14 protein-coding genes are annotated in these 15,087 nt (G+C 61.0%); 12 read left to right on the top strand and 2 right to left on the bottom strand.

The genetic code is table 11. The features are described 5' to 3' along the window. The first annotated feature begins 12 nt into the window (after positions 1 to 12). The 8 genes from B723_RS28845 to B723_RS28810 all read left to right on the top strand — a co-directional run bounded on the left by B723_RS28845 (position 13) and on the right by B723_RS28810 (position 7,049). Positions 13 to 198 carry a Trm112 family protein gene (locus tag B723_RS28845; RefSeq protein WP_007945752.1) on the top strand — a complete coding sequence of 62 codons (186 nt, stop codon included), beginning with the start codon at positions 13 to 15 and terminating at the stop codon, positions 196 to 198. After that, a complete protein-coding gene (gene kdsB / locus B723_RS28840; protein ID WP_017340126.1) occupies positions 195 to 959 on the top strand; it encodes a 3-deoxy-manno-octulosonate cytidylyltransferase in 765 nt (254 codons plus the stop codon). Before B723_RS28845 ends, kdsB begins: the two co-directional genes overlap by 4 nt. After that, on the top strand, positions 959 to 1,423 hold the full coding sequence (locus tag B723_RS28835; RefSeq protein ID WP_017340125.1) for a low molecular weight protein-tyrosine-phosphatase: 465 nt from the start codon (positions 959 to 961) through the stop codon (positions 1,421 to 1,423). Before kdsB ends, B723_RS28835 begins: the two co-directional genes overlap by 1 nt. Continuing rightward, positions 1,420 to 2,439, top strand: coding sequence for a UDP-N-acetylmuramate dehydrogenase (gene murB / locus B723_RS28830; RefSeq protein WP_017340124.1), 1,020 nt, complete (start codon positions 1,420 to 1,422; stop codon positions 2,437 to 2,439). Before B723_RS28835 ends, murB begins: the two co-directional genes overlap by 4 nt. 245 nt (positions 2,440 to 2,684) lie before the next feature. Further along, positions 2,685 to 3,155 (top strand): (2Fe-2S)-binding protein, encoded by a 471-nt coding sequence (locus tag B723_RS28825; RefSeq protein ID WP_017340123.1) that lies wholly within the window; start codon positions 2,685 to 2,687, stop codon positions 3,153 to 3,155. After that, on the top strand, positions 3,152 to 5,473 hold the full coding sequence (locus tag B723_RS28820) for a xanthine dehydrogenase family protein molybdopterin-binding subunit (protein ID WP_017340122.1): 2,322 nt from the start codon (positions 3,152 to 3,154) through the stop codon (positions 5,471 to 5,473). The genes B723_RS28825 and B723_RS28820 overlap by 4 nt, the downstream gene beginning before the upstream one ends. Beyond that, a complete protein-coding gene (locus B723_RS28815; RefSeq protein ID WP_017340121.1) occupies positions 5,473 to 6,456 on the top strand; it encodes an XdhC family protein in 984 nt (327 codons plus the stop codon). Before B723_RS28820 ends, B723_RS28815 begins: the two co-directional genes overlap by 1 nt. Next, entirely contained in the window at positions 6,453 to 7,049 is a 597-nt protein-coding gene (locus tag B723_RS28810; protein ID WP_017340120.1) for a nucleotidyltransferase family protein, read from the top strand. The genes B723_RS28815 and B723_RS28810 overlap by 4 nt, the downstream gene beginning before the upstream one ends. Positions 7,050 to 7,218: 169 nt before the next feature. Here B723_RS28810 and rne read toward each other — a convergent pair whose 3' ends face one another. Beyond that, positions 7,219 to 10,449: a ribonuclease E gene (gene rne / locus B723_RS28805; protein WP_017340119.1), complete on the bottom strand. Its 3,231-nt coding sequence runs from the start codon at positions 10,447 to 10,449 to the stop codon at positions 7,219 to 7,221. Between the two features lie 701 nt (positions 10,450 to 11,150). Here rne and rluC point away from each other — a divergent pair. Genes rluC through sppA form a run of 3 tightly spaced genes read left to right on the top strand, consistent with a single transcriptional unit; the run spans position 11,151 to position 13,776 of the window. Further along, a complete protein-coding gene (rluC, locus tag B723_RS28800) occupies positions 11,151 to 12,113 on the top strand; it encodes a 23S rRNA pseudouridine(955/2504/2580) synthase RluC (RefSeq protein WP_017340118.1) in 963 nt (320 codons plus the stop codon). Continuing rightward, a complete protein-coding gene (locus B723_RS28795; protein ID WP_017340117.1) occupies positions 12,100 to 12,762 on the top strand; it encodes an HAD-IA family hydrolase in 663 nt (220 codons plus the stop codon). Before rluC ends, B723_RS28795 begins: the two co-directional genes overlap by 14 nt. Before the next feature lie 24 nt (positions 12,763 to 12,786). Beyond that, a complete protein-coding gene (gene sppA, locus B723_RS28790) occupies positions 12,787 to 13,776 on the top strand; it encodes a signal peptide peptidase SppA (RefSeq protein WP_017340116.1) in 990 nt (329 codons plus the stop codon). Positions 13,777 to 13,871: 95 nt separating this feature from the next. Here sppA and B723_RS28785 read toward each other — a convergent pair whose 3' ends face one another. Then, positions 13,872 to 14,450 (bottom strand): Maf family protein, encoded by a 579-nt coding sequence (locus B723_RS28785; protein ID WP_017340115.1) that lies wholly within the window; start codon positions 14,448 to 14,450, stop codon positions 13,872 to 13,874. Between the two features lie 105 nt (positions 14,451 to 14,555). Between B723_RS28785 and B723_RS28780 the strand changes: the two genes are divergently transcribed. Then, positions 14,556 to 15,083: a YceD family protein gene (locus tag B723_RS28780; protein ID WP_017340114.1), complete on the top strand. Its 528-nt coding sequence runs from the start codon at positions 14,556 to 14,558 to the stop codon at positions 15,081 to 15,083. Positions 15,084 to 15,087: the final 4 nt, after the last annotated feature.

Genomic DNA, 15,087 nt, shown 5'->3' with positions numbered 1-15,087 from the left:
CAGGGAATGCTCATGGACACCAAATTGCTCGACATCCTCGCTTGCCCGGTCTGCAAAGGCCCGCTCAAGCTCAGCGCCGACAAAACCGAGCTGATCAGCAAGGGCGCCGGCCTGGCCTACCCGATTCGCGATGGCATCCCGGTGATGCTCGAAACCGAAGCCCGCACCCTGACCACTGACGAGCGTCTGGATAAATGACCACAGCCTTCACCGTTGTCATTCCATCGCGTTATGCCTCCACCCGCTTGCCGGGTAAACCGCTGTTGCTGATCGCCGGCAAGCCGATGATCCAGCACGTCTGGGAACAGGCGAGCAAAAGCAGCGCCGAGCGCGTGGTGGTTGCCACCGACGATGCGCGCATTGTCGAGGCGTGCAACGCGTTTGGCGCCGAAGTGGTGCTGACCCGCGAAGATCACAACTCCGGCACTGATCGCCTGGCCGAAGTCGCCGCAAAACTCGGCTTGGCGCCTGACGCCATCGTGGTCAACGTTCAGGGCGACGAACCGTTGATCCCGCCGAGCGTGATCGATCAGGTTGCCGCCAACCTGGCCGCCCACAGCGAAGCGCGCATGGCCACATTGGCCGAGCCGATCGAAGACGTTGAAACCCTGTTCAACCCCAACGTGGTCAAGGTCGTCAGCGACCTCGATGGCCTTGCGTTGACATTCAGTCGCGCGACGTTGCCGTGGGCCCGGGACGCGTTCGCGAAAAGTCGCGATGCGCTGCCGGAAGGCGTGCCGTATCGCCGCCACATCGGCATTTATGCCTACCGCGCCGGTTTCCTGCATGACTTCGTCAGCTGGGGCCCGTGCTGGCTGGAAAATACCGAATCCCTGGAACAGTTGCGTGCTCTGTGGCACGGCGTGCGAATTCACGTCGCCGACGCATTGATCGCGCCGCCTACCGGCGTCGACACCGTCGAAGACCTCGAGCGCGTTCGTCGCCTGCTGGAGGCCTGATGCGGGTTTTGTTCGTCTGTCTGGGCAACATCTGCCGTTCACCGACGGCCGAAGGTGTGCTGCGACATAAATTGCGTGAAGCGGGGCTGGCCGATCAGGTCGAAGTGGCCTCCGCCGGCACCGGCGACTGGCACGTCGGCAGGGCGCCAGACCAGCGCAGCCAGGCGGCGGCCAAACTGCGCGGTTACGACCTGTCCATGCAGCGCGCCCAGCAAGTGACCCGCGCCGATTTCGCCACGTACGATCTGATCCTGGCGATGGACCACAGTAACCTGCACAACCTTAAGTCGATGCAACCGGCCAAGGGCAAGGCCGAGCTGGATCTGTTCCTGCGTCGCTACCAGTCGGATGTCGATGAAGTGCCGGATCCCTACCATGACGGCGACCAGGGGTTCGAGTACGTGCTGGATCTGATCGAGCGCGCGACCGACTTGCTGGTGATCGAATTGAAGGGCCGGTTATGAGTCTGCAGGTTAAACCCCGGGTTTCGCTCAAACCGTTCAATACCTTTGGCGTGGACGTTCAGGCGCGCTTGTTTGCCGAAGCCCGCAGCGATGCCGACGTGCGTGAGGCGCTGGCCTATGCGGCGGAGCATGACGTGCCGCTGCTGGTGATTGGCGGTGGCAGCAATCTGTTGCTGACTGCCGATATCCAGTCGCTGGTGCTGCGCATGGCGACACGCGGGATTCGTATCCTGAGCGACGACGGCAGCAAGGTCGTGATCGAAGCCGAGGCCGGCGAGCCTTGGCATCCGTTCGTGCAACACACGCTGGCACAGGGTCTGTCGGGGCTGGAAAACCTCAGCCTGATCCCCGGCACCGTCGGCGCTGCGCCGATGCAGAACATCGGTGCCTACGGCGTGGAGATCAAGGACGTGTTCGCCGGTCTGACGGCTCTGGATCGCCAGACCGGCGAGTTGCGGGACTTCACGCTGGCCGAGTGCAACTTCGCTTATCGCGACAGCTTGTTCAAACAGGAGCCGGGACGCTGGTTGATCCTGCGGGTCCGGTTCGCCCTCGACCGCGCCGCGCCTTTGCATCTGGAATACGGCCCGGTGCGTCAGCGCTTGACCGAGCAAGGCATCGATCACCCGACCGCCACCGACGTCAGCCGCGCAATTTGCAGCATCCGCAATGAAAAACTCCCGGATCCGGCGGTGCTTGGTAATGCCGGCAGCTTCTTCAAGAACCCCTTGGTCTCGGCTGCGCTGGTCGCTCAGCTCAAAGGCGAATACCCGGATCTGGTGGCCTACGCGCAACCCGACGGGCAAATGAAGCTGGCCGCAGGGTGGCTGATCGAACGGGCAGGGTGGAAAGGTTTTCGCGAGGCCGACGCTGGCGTGCATAAATTGCAGGCGCTGGTGCTGGTCAACTACGGGGCTGCGACCGGGCTGCAGTTGTTGAACCTGGCACAACGCATTCAAAAAGACATTTCCGAACGCTTCCACGTGGATCTGGAAATGGAGCCTAATCGGTATTGAGGCTAAGCTTTCAAGAGTCATTTAAAGCCCTGCACATCTTCGATTGTGCAGGGCTTTTTTGTTAATGCTGGGTTAACTTAGCCACCTAACGATGCAAGTATTTGCTTCACCAAAGGCCCGATGCAGACGTTCCTGTTCGCATAAGAGAGCCTCATTAGCCTGAGTCGATCTGCGTGATGCCAACCGTTCATTTCCCAGCGGCAGATTGCTCGACCCCATCACCCTATAAATATGCGGGCGTGCCCATGATTACCCTGAAGCTCAATGGTCAAGACCACTCACTCGATGTCACCGAGGACATGCCGCTGCTCTGGGCTATCCGCGACGTGGCTGGTTATAACGGCACCAAGTTCGGCTGCGGCATGGGCCTGTGCGGCGCCTGCACCATTCATATCGAAGGCGCCCCGGCGCGCAGCTGCATCACGCCGATCGGTTCGGTGATCGGCCAGAACGTCACCACCATCGACAATCTGCACGCGGACCCGGTCGGGCAAATCGTCCAGCAAGCCTGGCTCGATACTGCTGTCGCCCAGTGCGGTTACTGCCAGGGCGGGCAGATCATGTCCGCCACTGCACTGCTCAAGACCAACCCGAACCCAAGCGACGAACAGATCGAAGAGGCGATGGTCGGCAATATTTGCCGCTGCGGCACTTACAACCGTATCAAGACCGCCATCCGCCAGGCATCCACCCACCTGAAGGAGGCCAAGGCATGAGCCAGTTACCGAATGATTTCGCCCTGAGCAACCTCAGTCGCCGTGGCTTTCTCAAAGGCGTCGGCGCCACCAGTGCGCTGGTCATCGCCGCGAGTTGGGGCTGGCAGGACGCCTTTGCTGCCGAGAAAGAAAAGAAATTCGGCGCCGACGGCATGCCCAACGGCTGGATCGATGATCCGAAGGTTTACGTCAGCATCGCCACTGATGGCACGGTGACGGTGGTCTGCAACCGCTCGGAGATGGGCCAGGGCGTGCGCACCAGTCTGACCATGGTGGTGGCCGATGAGCTGGACGCCGACTGGGCGTTGGTGAAAGTACAGCAGGCGCCGGGCGACGAAGTGCGTTTCGGCAACCAGGACACCGACGGTTCACGCAGCATGCGCCACTGGTACGAACCGATGCGCCGTTGCGGTGCCGCCGCGCGGACCATGCTCGAACAAGCCGCCGCCGAGCAGTGGAAAGTCCCGGTTGGCGAATGCCATGCGCAACTGCACAAAGTCATCCATAAACCGACCGGGCGTGAGCTGGGTTACGGCGCGCTGGCCGCGGCTGCCGGTGCGTTGGCGGTACCGGCGCGCGACAGTTTGCGGCTCAAGGAGCCTTCGCAGTTCCGCTACATCGGCAAGGAAGGCACCAAAGCCATCGACGGTGCAGACATCGTGAATGGTCGCGCAATCTATGGCGCCGATGTGCATTTCGACGGCATGCTTTACGCCACCATCGCGCGTCCGTCGGTCTATGGCGGCAAGGTCAAATCCGTGGATGACAGCGCCGCGCTGAAAGTCCCGGGGGTGATCAAGGTCATCCAGATCGAAGGCCGTCCGCTGCCCTCGGAGTTCCAGCCGTTGGGTGGCGTGGCCGTGGTGGCCAGCAACACCTGGGCGGCAATCAAGGGCCGCGACGCGCTTAAAATCGAATGGGACGACGGCCCCAACGCCAGTTACGACTCGATCGCCTACCGTAAGGAAATTGAAGCCGCGTCGCTCAAACCCGGCAAAGTCGTGCGCAATACCGGCAACATCGATGAGGCCATGGGCAGCGCCAACAGCACCCTCGAAGCCTCCTACTATCTGCCGCACCTGACGCAAGCGCCGATGGAACCGATGGTCGCCATCGCACGCTTCAAAGATGGCGTGTGCGAAGCCTGGGCACCGAGCCAGGCGCCGCAGGTCACCCGTGAACGAATCGGCGAGCGCCTGGGCATTCCGTTCGATAACGTCACCTTTAACGTTACCTTGCTTGGCGGTGGTTTCGGTCGCAAATCCAAGCCGGACTTCATCATCGAAGCGGCGATCCTTGCCAAGGAATTCCCCGGCAAGGCGGTGCGGGTGCAGTGGACGCGTGAAGATGACATCCACTGCTCCTATTTCCACACTGTGTCGGCCGAGTACCTGAAAGCCAGTCTGAACAAGGACGGCCTGCCGTCCGGCTGGCTGCATCGTACTGTGGCGCCGAGCATCACCGCGCTGTTCGCACCGGGCATGAACCACGAGGCCGCTTTCGAGCTGGGCATGGGTTTTACCAACATGGCTTACGCGATTCCCAACGTGCGCCTGGAGAATCCGGAAGCGGCGATACATACGCGGGTTGGCTGGTATCGCTCGGTGTCGAACATCCCTCATGGCTTTGCGATTCAGAGCTTTGTCGATGAACTGGCGCACAAGGCTGGCGAAGATCCGCTGAAGTACCAGATCAGCTTGCTCGGCCCGGACCGTCAGATCGATCCGCGCACCTTGAGTGAAGAGTGGAACTACGGCGAGTCGCCCGAGCGCTATCCGATCGATACCGGGCGCATGCGCACGGTGCTGGAAACCGCTGCCAAAGCCGCGGGCTGGGGACGGCAGTTGCCGAAGGGTCGAGGCCTGGGGCTGGCGGTGCATTACAGCTTCGTCACCTATGTGGCGGCGGTGATCGAGGTCGAAGTCAAAGACGACGGCACATTGATCGTGCACAAGGCCGATATTGCCGTGGATTGCGGCCCGCAGATCAACCCCGAGCGGATTCGCTCGCAGTTCGAAGGTGCCTGCGTGATGGGCCTGGGCAACGCGGTACTGGGCGAAATCAGCTTCAAGGACGGCAAGGTCCAGCAGGACAACTTCCACATGTACGAAGTGGCGCGCATGTCCCTGGCGCCGAAGGAAGTCGCCGTGCATCTGGTGACGCCACCGGGCAATGTGCCGCTGGGCGGTGTCGGCGAACCGGGCGTGCCGCCGATCGCGCCCGCGCTGTGCAATGCCATCTTTGCCGCCACCGGTAAACGTATCCGCAACCTGCCGGTTCGCTATCAGTTGCAGGGTTGGCAGAAGGCTGAGGCCTGATGGACAGCGTCGATCTGAACGTCCTGCGCAGCGTGCTGGAATGGCGCCGCGCCGGTCAGCGGGTGGTGTTGTACAGCGTGGTCCAGACCTGGGGCACCGCGCCCCGGGCACCTGGCGCCATGCTGGCCTTGCGCGAAGATGGCGTGGTGATCGGTTCGGTGTCCGGCGGGTGTGTCGAGGATGATCTGATTGCCCGGTTGCACGATGGGCGGATTCCGGCTGACGGGCCGCCGGTGCAACTGATCACGTACGGCGTTACCCGCGAGGAGGCCGCACGCTTTGGTTTGCCGTGTGGCGGCACCTTGCGCCTCACCGAGGAACGCGTCGGTGACCCCGCCTGGGTCGCCCAATTGCTGGCGCGTTGCGAGGCCCATGAAATCGTTGCGCGCTCGCTGGATATTGCGACCGGCGAGGTGGTGTTACAGCCGGCGAACAAGAGCGATGTGCTGAGTTTCGACAGTCACACGTTGCGTGCGATCTATGGTCCGCGCTGGCGCTTGTTGCTGATCGGTGCGGGGCAACTGTCCCGCTATGTCGCCGAGATGGCGCGGCTGCTGGATTTCGAAGTGCTGATCTGCGACCCACGCACCGAATTCGTCTACGGCTGGGAAGAACAGCACGGTCGCTTTGTCCCCGGCATGCCCGACGAAGCGGTGTTGAACATCCAGACCGATGAACGCACCGCCATCGTTGCGCTGACCCACGATCCGCGCCTGGATGACATGGCGTTGCTCACGGCCCTCGACTCCCGGGCCTTTTATGTCGGCGCGCTGGGCTCGCGGGTCAACAGCCTGAAGCGCCGGGATAACCTGGCTCAGCTAGGCTTGTCACAAGAGGCCATCGAGCGTTTGCACGGGCCGATCGGTCTCCACATCGGCAGCCATTCCCCGGCGGAAATCGCCTTGTCGTTGCTAGCCGAAATCGTGGCGATCAAGAACGGCGTCGAACTGAAACAAAAGAAGCCGCTGCGGGAGGAGGTATGAGTGAGGCAATCGGCGCCATCGTGTTGGCGGCGGGGCAGGGCGACCGGTTTCGGCAGGTGGCGGGCGCCGACAAGGATAAGCTGTTGGCGGACTGTACGGGACGCGATGGCGCCGTTCGTTCGGTAATCGAGCAGGTGCTGGTGAGTTTGCCAGCCAGCCTTGAGAAGCGCGTTCTGGTCACTACCGCAGACCGCCCGCAAGTGATTCGCTTGGCCAAGGCTTATGGTGTCGAGGTTGTGCTGATCGAATCGACCGGCATGGGCGACAGCATTGCGGCCGGGGTGTCAGCGTGCTCGCAGCTCGATGGCTGGTTGATTGTATTGGGGGATATGCCGTTTATTTTGCCTTCCAGTATCGCGCAGGTGGTGGCGGGGATTGCGGATGACTCTGTCAGTGTGCCGGTGCATCAAGGTGAGTATGGGCATCCGGTGGGCTTCGGTCGCAACTTCGGACCGGGGCTGATGGCGTTGTCCGGTGATCATGGAGCCCGGCCGCTGTTTGCGCAGGGGCGAGTATGGGAAGTGACAGTCGATGATCCCGGTGTGTTGTGGGATGTGGATGTGCCTGAATCACTGATTTTCAAACCTGCATAAATCCCCTGTGGTGCGAGCCTGCTCGCGATGGCGGTGGGTCAGCTTGCATCAATGTTGAATGTTAAATCGCAATCGCGAGCAGGCTCGCTCCCACAGGGGGCGGTGGATTCGAAGACAAAAAAAAGCCCCGCCTGGATCACCAGGCGGGGCTTTTTAGTGGCCGATGGAATCAGACGAGGGGTTTAGGCTCGTGTTCTTTTTCCAGGGCTTGCTCGTGTTGCTCTACCGCTTCCTGAACGGAGCGTGGTGCTTCAGCGATCACGGAGTCAACGGGCTCGGCAGTGACTTCAGCAGCCGGGGCAGGAGCAGCCTCGGCGACTTCAGCCACAACAGGTGCCACTTCGACAGCGACCGGAGCAGCAGCGGCAGCCTGTTCGGCTTCCTTCTGCAGGCGCTCTTCTTCACGCTTGCGACGACGCACTTCACGCGGGTCGTTTGGCGCGCGGCCGCTTGGCGTCAGGGCGCTGACAGGAGCAGCTTCAGCGGCGGGAGCAGCCACTTCAGCGACAACTGGCGCTTCAACCACTGGAGCGGGTTCGGCAGCAGCCACTACTGGCTCGGAAACCGTGGCTTCAGTCGTTTCGCTCTCAGCGACTGGCGCTGGAGCTGGCGTTTCGGCAACAGCTGGCTCGGCAACCCAGTTGAACGCAGTTTGCTCTTCGCGAACTTCACGAACCGTTTCGGTCACGGTTTCAGCAACGGTTTCAGCAACCGGTTCTGCAACCACGGCAGGCGCTTCAGCAACGAAGGCCGGTTCCGCGGCAGCTTCAACCTGAGGCTGTGCTTCTTGAGCGGGTGCCACTTCGATTTCCGGAGCGGAAGTTGCTTCAACAGGTGTCGTTGCTTCAACGACTGGCGCTTCTGGAGCAGTTTCCAGTGTGGCAGCAGTGGCGCGTTCGGCTTGCTCGTTGGCTTGTGCTTCGGCCGGAGCGCTGATCACGCTGCTGGCAACGGCTGCGGTTACAGCCAGGCCGGCGGCCAGATCGTCAGCGCTTGGCGCTTCGCGGCTTTCGCCCGCTTCGCTACCTTCAGCGGATTCCGATTCTTCCGAACCTTCGATCACATTGCCGTTGGCATCGCGTTGACGCTCGCGACGGTTGCTGCGACGACGCTGGCCACGGGAGCGGCGGCGTGGACGATCGCCTTCGGCGCCTTCCTGACCGTCTTCCTGCAGTTGCTCTTCGTTGCCGGTCAGTTCTTCTTCGGCAACAGCGGCAGCGGCTTGCTCTGCACGTGGTTGACGCTCTTCACGCGGTGGACGTGGGGCACGTTCTTCGCGTGGCTGACGGGCTGGACGCTCTTCAGCGGTAGCCGCAGCGGCCGGAGCCGTGGCATCCAGAGGTTCGCGCAGTTCACGAACCCGCTCTTCACGCTCGCCACGTGGCTTGCGATCTTCGCGCGGTGCGCGCGGTGCACGTTCTTCACGAGGGGCGCGCGGTGCGCGTTCTTCACGTGGAGCGCGTTCTTCGCGAGCGACTGCCGGGGTTTCTTCGCGGGCTTCACGCGGCTCACGTGGTGCGCGTTCTTCACGCGGTGCACGTTCCTCGCGAGGCTTGCGCTCTTCATCGCGGCGACCGTTACGGTTGCGGCTCTGCTGGCGACCGTTGCGACGCTCTTCGTTGCGGGCCGGACGCTCGGTGGTCGCCGGTTTTTCAACCACAACCGGAGCGGCAGGCTCTTCTTTGGTAGCGAACAGGCTGACCAGCGACTTCACCAGGCCCTTGAACAGGCTTGGCTCTGGCGCGACGGCCGGCGCAGCCACCGGAGCGGCGACGACTTCGGTCGGAACCGGAGCGTTGGCGCGGGCCGGAGCAGTCTTGACCGCGGCTTCCTGGCGAACCAGGGTGCGGGTCGCAGCGGCTGGCTGGACTTCTTCGACTTCGGCTGCGGCAGCAGCGATTTCGTAGCTGGACTGGCCGACCGCGGCTTCCGGGCTGTCATCACGCAGGCGCTGAACTTCGAAGTGCGGCGTCTCGAGGTGATCGTTCGGCAGAATGACGATGCGGGCGCGGGTGCGCAGTTCGATCTTGGTGATCGAGTTGCGTTTTTCGTTGAGCAGGAAGGCTGCAACCGGAATCGGCACTTGGGCGCGGACTTCGGCGGTGCGGTCTTTCAGTGCTTCTTCTTCGATCAGGCGCAGGATCGCCAGCGACAGCGATTCAACATCACGGATGATGCCGGTGCCATTGCAGCGCGGGCAGACGATGCCGCTGCTTTCGCCGAGCGATGGACGCAGGCGCTGACGGGACATTTCCAGCAGGCCGAAGCGCGAGATGCGACCGACTTGCACGCGAGCGCGGTCGGCTTCCAGGCATTCGCGGACTTTCTCTTCCACGGCGCGCTGGTTCTTGGCAGGGGTCATGTCGATGAAGTCGATGACGATCAGGCCGCCGATGTCACGCAAGCGCAACTGACGGGCGATTTCTTCGGCGGCTTCAAGGTTGGTCTGCAGGGCGGTTTCTTCGATGTCGCTGCCTTTGGTGGCGCGCGCCGAGTTGATGTCGATGGACACCAGGGCTTCGGTCGGATCGATAACGATGGAACCGCCGGAAGGCAGTTCAACGACGCGCTGGAAAGCGGTCTCGATCTGGCTTTCGATCTGGAAACGGTTGAACAGCGGAACGCTGTCTTCGTACAGCTTGATCTTGCTCGCGTACTGCGGCATCACCTGGCGGATGAAGGTCAGGGCTTCGTCCTGGGCTTCAACGCTGTCGATCAGTACTTCGCCGATGTCCTGGCGCAGGTAATCGCGGATGGCGCGGATGATCACGTTGCTTTCCTGGTAGATCAGGAATGGCGCGGAACGATCCAGCGAGGCTTCTTTGATGGCGGTCCAGAGTTGCAGCAGGTAATCGAGGTCCCACTGCATTTCTTCGCTACTGCGGCCCAGGCCGGCAGTGCGCACGATCAGGCCCATGTCGGCCGGGGCAACCAGACCGTTCAGGGCTTCACGCAGTTCGTTGCGCTCTTCGCCTTCGATGCGACGGGAGATACCGCCGGCACGCGGGTTGTTCGGCATCAGCACCAGGTAACGACCGGCCAGGCTGATGAAGGTGGTCAGGGCGGCGCCCTTGTTGCCACGTTCTTCTTTTTCGACCTGAACGATGACTTCCTGGCCTTCGCTCAGGACGTCCTTGATGTTGACGCGGCCTTCAGGGGCTTTCTTGAAGTATTCGCGGGAGATTTCTTTGAGGGGCAGGAAGCCGTGGCGCTCGGAGCCGAAATCGACAAAGGCAGCCTCAAGGCTTGGTTCGATGCGAGTAATCCGGCCTTTATAGATGTTGGCCTTCTTCTGCTCGCGTGCACCGGATTCGATGTCCAGGTCGTAGAGGCGTTGGCCATCTACCAGTGCAACACGCAACTCTTCGGGTTGAGTTGCGTTAATCAGCATTCTTTTCATGTAGTACCGTCGGTTTCCGGGCTGCCGGAAACGGCGTTCGGCACACACGACTTCTCACGGTCGGTGTCAGGTGCGTCGGGAGTGGTTGGCCATTCCCGTGTCCAGCGAAGTCCGGCCAATGTGGGCCTTCATCGCGACGTACGCGTCCTGCTTGCTGTGGCTACTTAAGCACTCAGTCAGGAGGAGGAATCAACCAGTGGCTGTGGACGAGATGAAGCGTCTTGATAAAGCCTATTGCTACACAGTCCAGCGGTTGTGCATCTCCACCCTACACGTATCCCTGATAATTCGGGTGCTGCCGCGCGCAGAATCCGCAGCGGGTTGGCATTTACCGTGAGCTCCGAAAGGGGAGGTCACGCATCATGGCTAATTTAGGCGGTGTTTCCGAAGCGTTCGCTCGGGGTCATTCGCAGCTGACTGCACTTTGTGAACTGGCCGTGAATATTGGCTCGCGTAGCGAGTGAAAACTCTGCTTTGCGGCGTGATTCAGGCCTTATGTCACCTGCGCTCGTTACACCTGCAAACTCCACCGTTACGTAGCGAAAGCCCCGTAGGACGGCCTCGCGTCCTGGTGAATTGCATTGGTCAGGGCCGGTTTTTGACCGTTGGTCCGCTGTCCAGGCCGCTTTTGGCGGCGTTCGCGACTATAGCAGTAATGATTAAGTGCTTCAATTCCATAAAAAATTGATATCATCCGCGGCATGACGACTACTGCCCCTTCGACCCCAGCCGTACAACTGCTGGAGGTCTCGCCGGAATATGCCGGCCAACGTATTGATAACTTCCTTCTCGCTCGGCTCAAAGGCGTGCCCAAGACCTTGATTTACCGCATTTTGCGCAAGGGCGAAGTGCGAGTGAACAAAGGTCGGATCAAGCCCGAATACAAGCTGCAGGCGGGCGATATCGTGCGCGTGCCGCCGGTTCGCGTGCCGGAGCGCGACGAACCGGTGCCCCTGGCCCAGGGTCTGCTGCAACGCCTCGAAGCCTCGATTGTCTTTGAGGACAAGGGGCTGATCGTGATCAACAAGCCTTGCGGCATTGCGGTTCACGGCGGAAGCGGCCTGACTTACGGTGTGATCGAAGCCTTTCGTCAGTTGCGTCCCGATTGCAAGGAGCTCGAGCTGGTTCACCGTCTCGACCGTGACACCTCCGGCCTGCTGATGATCGCCAAGAAGCGCAGCATGCTGCGTCACTTGCACACGGCATTGCGCGGCGATGGCGTCGATAAGCGCTACATGGCGCTGGTCCGTGGTAACTGGGCGGCCTCGATCAAGCAGGTTCGTGCATCACTCGGCAAGAGCAATCTGCGCTCCGGCGAGCGCATGGTCGAGGTCGACGAGGAGGAGGGCAAGGAGTCTGTGACCGTGTTCAAGGTCCTGCGTCGATTCGGCGACTTTGCCACCCTGATCGAAGCCAAGCCGATCACCGGCCGGACTCACCAGATCCGTGTTCACACCTTGCACGCCGGGCACTGCATCGCCGGCGACACCAAGTACGGCGACGACGATTTCAGCAAGGAAATCCGCGACCTGGGCGGTAAGCGTCTGTTTCTGCACGCCTACATGCTGACCGTACCTCTGCCGGACGGTGGCGAGCTGAAGTTGCAGGCGCCTGTCGACGAGATGTGGGCCAAAACCGTGGAGCGCCTGAGTGCACCCCTCTGATTACAAGCTGCTGATTTTCGATTGGGACGGCACGCTCGCCGACTCCATTGGTCGGATTGTCGAGGCGATGCACGTCGCGTCCGAGCGTTCCGGCTTCCAGTTGCGCGATGATTTTGCTGTCAAAGGCATCATCGGCCTGGGCCTTCCGGAGGCTATTCGTACGTTGTATCCGGAAATCGGTGACAACGAACTGGTGGCTTTCCGTCAGCACTATGCCGATCACTACATCGCTTCGGAAGCCGTGCCTTCGCCGTTGTTTGAAGGTGTCGTCGAGTCGATGGAGGCGTTTCGCGCCGAGGGTTATCACTTGGCGGTTGCGACCGGCAAGGCGCGTCGCGGGCTGGATCGCGTGCTGCAGGCGCACGGTTGGGAAGATTATTTCGACATCACTCGTGCGGCCGACGAAACCGCCAGCAAGCCCCATCCGCTGATGCTTGAGCAGATCCTCGCCCATTGCGAGGTTCGCCCGGAGCAAGCGTTGATGGTTGGCGATTCGTCCTTCGACCTGCAGATGGCGCGCAATGCCGGCATGGATTCGGTGGCGGTCAGCTACGGCGCGCAATCAATCGATGCGCTGAAACTGTTTGAACCGGCACTGGCCATCGATCGTTTTTCAGAATTGCATGCCTGGCTGAGTCAGCGGGCCTAATAGATTTTTGCTGGGGTAGATGTCATGACCGACGAATGGAAAGCGCCCGCCAAGGCGAGCGCAGAGAGCGGTGACGAGAAGAGCTGGAAGCTGCTGGAGAAGACCCTGCTGGCCAGCGTGCAGGAGCAGCGCCGGTCGCGGCGTTGGGGGATTTTCTTCAAGCTGCTGACCTTTGTGTATCTGTTTGGCGCGCTGATTCTGTTCACGCCGCTGATGGACATGGAAAAAGCTGCCACGCGCAGCGCCAATTACACTGCGCTGATCGACGTGACGGGCATTATCGCCGACAAGGAGCCCGCCAGCGCTGACAACATCGTCGGCAGCCTGCGTGCCGCCTTCGAGGATGAAAAGGTCAAGGGTGTCATTCTGCGCATCAACAGTCCGGGCGGCAGTCCGGTGCAGTCGGGTTACGTTTATGACGAGATCCGCCGGTTGCGTGGCTTGCACCCGGACACCAAGGTTTACGCGGTGATCTCGGATCTGGGCGCTTCCGGTGCTTATTACATCGCCAGTGCGGCGGATCAGATCTACGCCGACAAGGCGAGTCTGGTGGGCTCCATTGGTGTGACGGCGGCGGGTTACGGGTTTGTCGGCACCATGGAGAAGCTGGGTGTCGAGCGTCGGACCTACACGTCGGGCGAGCACAAGTCGTTCCTCGATCCGTTCCAGCCGCAAAAGCCCGAAGAGACCCGGTTCTGGCAGGGCGTGCTGGATACGACGCACCAGCAGTTCATCAGCAGCGTCAAGAAGGGTCGAGGCGATCGCCTCAAGGACAAGGAGCATCCGGAGCTGTTCTCCGGGTTGGTCTGGTCTGGTGAGCAGGCGTTGCCTCTGGGATTGATCGATGGTCTGGGCAATGCCAGTTCGGTGGCGCGTGACGTGATTGGCGAGAAGGAGCTCGTTGACTTCACCGTTCAGGAGTCGCCGTTCGATCGCTTCTCGAAGAAACTTGGCGCCAGTGTGGCTGAGCAGTTGGCGATGTGGATGGGTTTTCACGGTCCGTCGCTGCGCTGACTGCCCGCTCGCGTAAAAGATCGCAGCCTTCGGCAGCTCCTGCATGGATTAACGTCCACCTGCAGGAGCGGCCGAAGGCTGCGATCTTTTGCTTTTCAGGGGATTTGCACGCCTTCGGCCAATAGCATATCGATCAGGCGAATCAGCGGCAGCCCGATCAGGCTGGTGGCGTCAGGACCTTCGGTGCTTTGAAACAGGCTCACCCCTAAACCTTCGGCCTTGAAGCTGCCAGCGCAATCGTAGGGCTGTTCGGCGTGCAGGTAGCGTTCGATGCGCGCGGTGTCGAGTGTGCGCATGTGTACGGTGAATGGCACGCAGTCGACCTGGCAGTGTCCGGTCTGGCTATTGAGCAGGGCGAGGCCAGTCAGGAAGGTCACGCTGGCGCCGCTCGAAGCCTGCAACTGTTCACGGGCCTTTTCGAAGGTGTGGGGCTTGCCGATGATTCTGTCGCCGAGCACCGCAACCTGATCGGAACCGATGATCAGATGAGCGCAATGGTCGCCGGCCAGGGCCTGGGCTTTTTCTTTGGCGAGGCGTTTTACCAGCTCGATGGCGGGCTCTCCCGGACGATGGCTTTCATCGATATCCGGCGAGCTGCAAGTGAATGGCAGCTGCAAGCGGGCCAGCAATTCCCGGCGATACACCGAGCTTGAAGCGAGTAATAAAGGCAGCATGCGCATCTCCAGAAGACAGGCGCGAATTCTAGCGAGGCTTCCAGGTGACGGACAGGGCTGAATTTCCTTTGACATGGCCGGGTGCATCCCTATAATGCTGCGCCTATGTTGAATGACCCGATTCCACCTCACGTTGACCCGCGCAAATTGGCTGACCGTGGCACCACCCTTCAAGGTGAACTGCTGCTGGCCGATTTGGAGAGACTCTGCGACCCGCTTTCCGATACTGTCGGTACGGTGCAGGCTAAATTCGTTTTTGAACGAGATGAACGTAAGTCTGTGGTAATCCACAGTTTTATCGACACCGAAGTCAAAATGGTTTGCCAGCGTTGTCTTGAGCTGGTCACCCTGCCGATCCACAGCGAATGCAGTTATGCTGTGGTGAAGGAGGGTGCGAATACCCAGTCGTTGCCGAAAGGTTATGACGTGCTGGAACTGGGCGAAGATCCATTGGATCTGCAGTCACTGATCGAGGAGGAGCTTCTGCTCGCCTTGCCCATTGTGCCTGCTCATCATCCGGAAGAATGCCAGCAGCCGGGGGGTCTCGAAGAGGCCGAACCGAGCGAGGACGAGGTAACGCGGTCCAACCCGTTCAGTGTATTGGCGCAGTTAAAGCGTGACCCAAACGTTTAGGAGT

The organism is Pseudomonas fluorescens NCIMB 11764, assembly GCF_000293885.2.
Taxonomy (GTDB): Bacteria; Pseudomonadota; Gammaproteobacteria; order Pseudomonadales; family Pseudomonadaceae; genus Aquipseudomonas; species Aquipseudomonas fluorescens_B.
This window is presented reverse-complemented; position numbering and strand designations above follow the sequence as displayed.

What these genes read in the sequence shown, in the direction of transcription:
- B723_RS28845 (WP_007945752.1), top strand. Translation starts at nt 13, where the DNA reads ATGGACACCAAATTGCTCGACATCCTCGCTTGCCCGGTCTGCAAAGGC.
- kdsB (WP_017340126.1), top strand. Translation starts at nt 195, where the DNA reads ATGACCACAGCCTTCACCGTTGTCATTCCATCGCGTTATGCCTCCACC.
- B723_RS28835 (WP_017340125.1), top strand. Translation starts at nt 959, where the DNA reads ATGCGGGTTTTGTTCGTCTGTCTGGGCAACATCTGCCGTTCACCGACG.
- murB (WP_017340124.1), top strand. Translation starts at nt 1,420, where the DNA reads ATGAGTCTGCAGGTTAAACCCCGGGTTTCGCTCAAACCGTTCAATACC.
- B723_RS28825 (WP_017340123.1), top strand. Translation starts at nt 2,685, where the DNA reads ATGATTACCCTGAAGCTCAATGGTCAAGACCACTCACTCGATGTCACC.
- B723_RS28820 (WP_017340122.1), top strand. Translation starts at nt 3,152, where the DNA reads ATGAGCCAGTTACCGAATGATTTCGCCCTGAGCAACCTCAGTCGCCGT.
- B723_RS28815 (WP_017340121.1), top strand. Translation starts at nt 5,473, where the DNA reads ATGGACAGCGTCGATCTGAACGTCCTGCGCAGCGTGCTGGAATGGCGC.
- B723_RS28810 (WP_017340120.1), top strand. Translation starts at nt 6,453, where the DNA reads ATGAGTGAGGCAATCGGCGCCATCGTGTTGGCGGCGGGGCAGGGCGAC.
- rne (WP_017340119.1), bottom strand. Translation starts at nt 10,449, where the DNA reads ATGAAAAGAATGCTGATTAACGCAACTCAACCCGAAGAGTTGCGTGTT.
- rluC (WP_017340118.1), top strand. Translation starts at nt 11,151, where the DNA reads ATGACGACTACTGCCCCTTCGACCCCAGCCGTACAACTGCTGGAGGTC.
- sppA (WP_017340116.1), top strand. Translation starts at nt 12,787, where the DNA reads ATGACCGACGAATGGAAAGCGCCCGCCAAGGCGAGCGCAGAGAGCGGT.
- B723_RS28785 (WP_017340115.1), bottom strand. Translation starts at nt 14,450, where the DNA reads ATGCTGCCTTTATTACTCGCTTCAAGCTCGGTGTATCGCCGGGAATTG.
- B723_RS28780 (WP_017340114.1), top strand. Translation starts at nt 14,556, where the DNA reads ATGTTGAATGACCCGATTCCACCTCACGTTGACCCGCGCAAATTGGCT.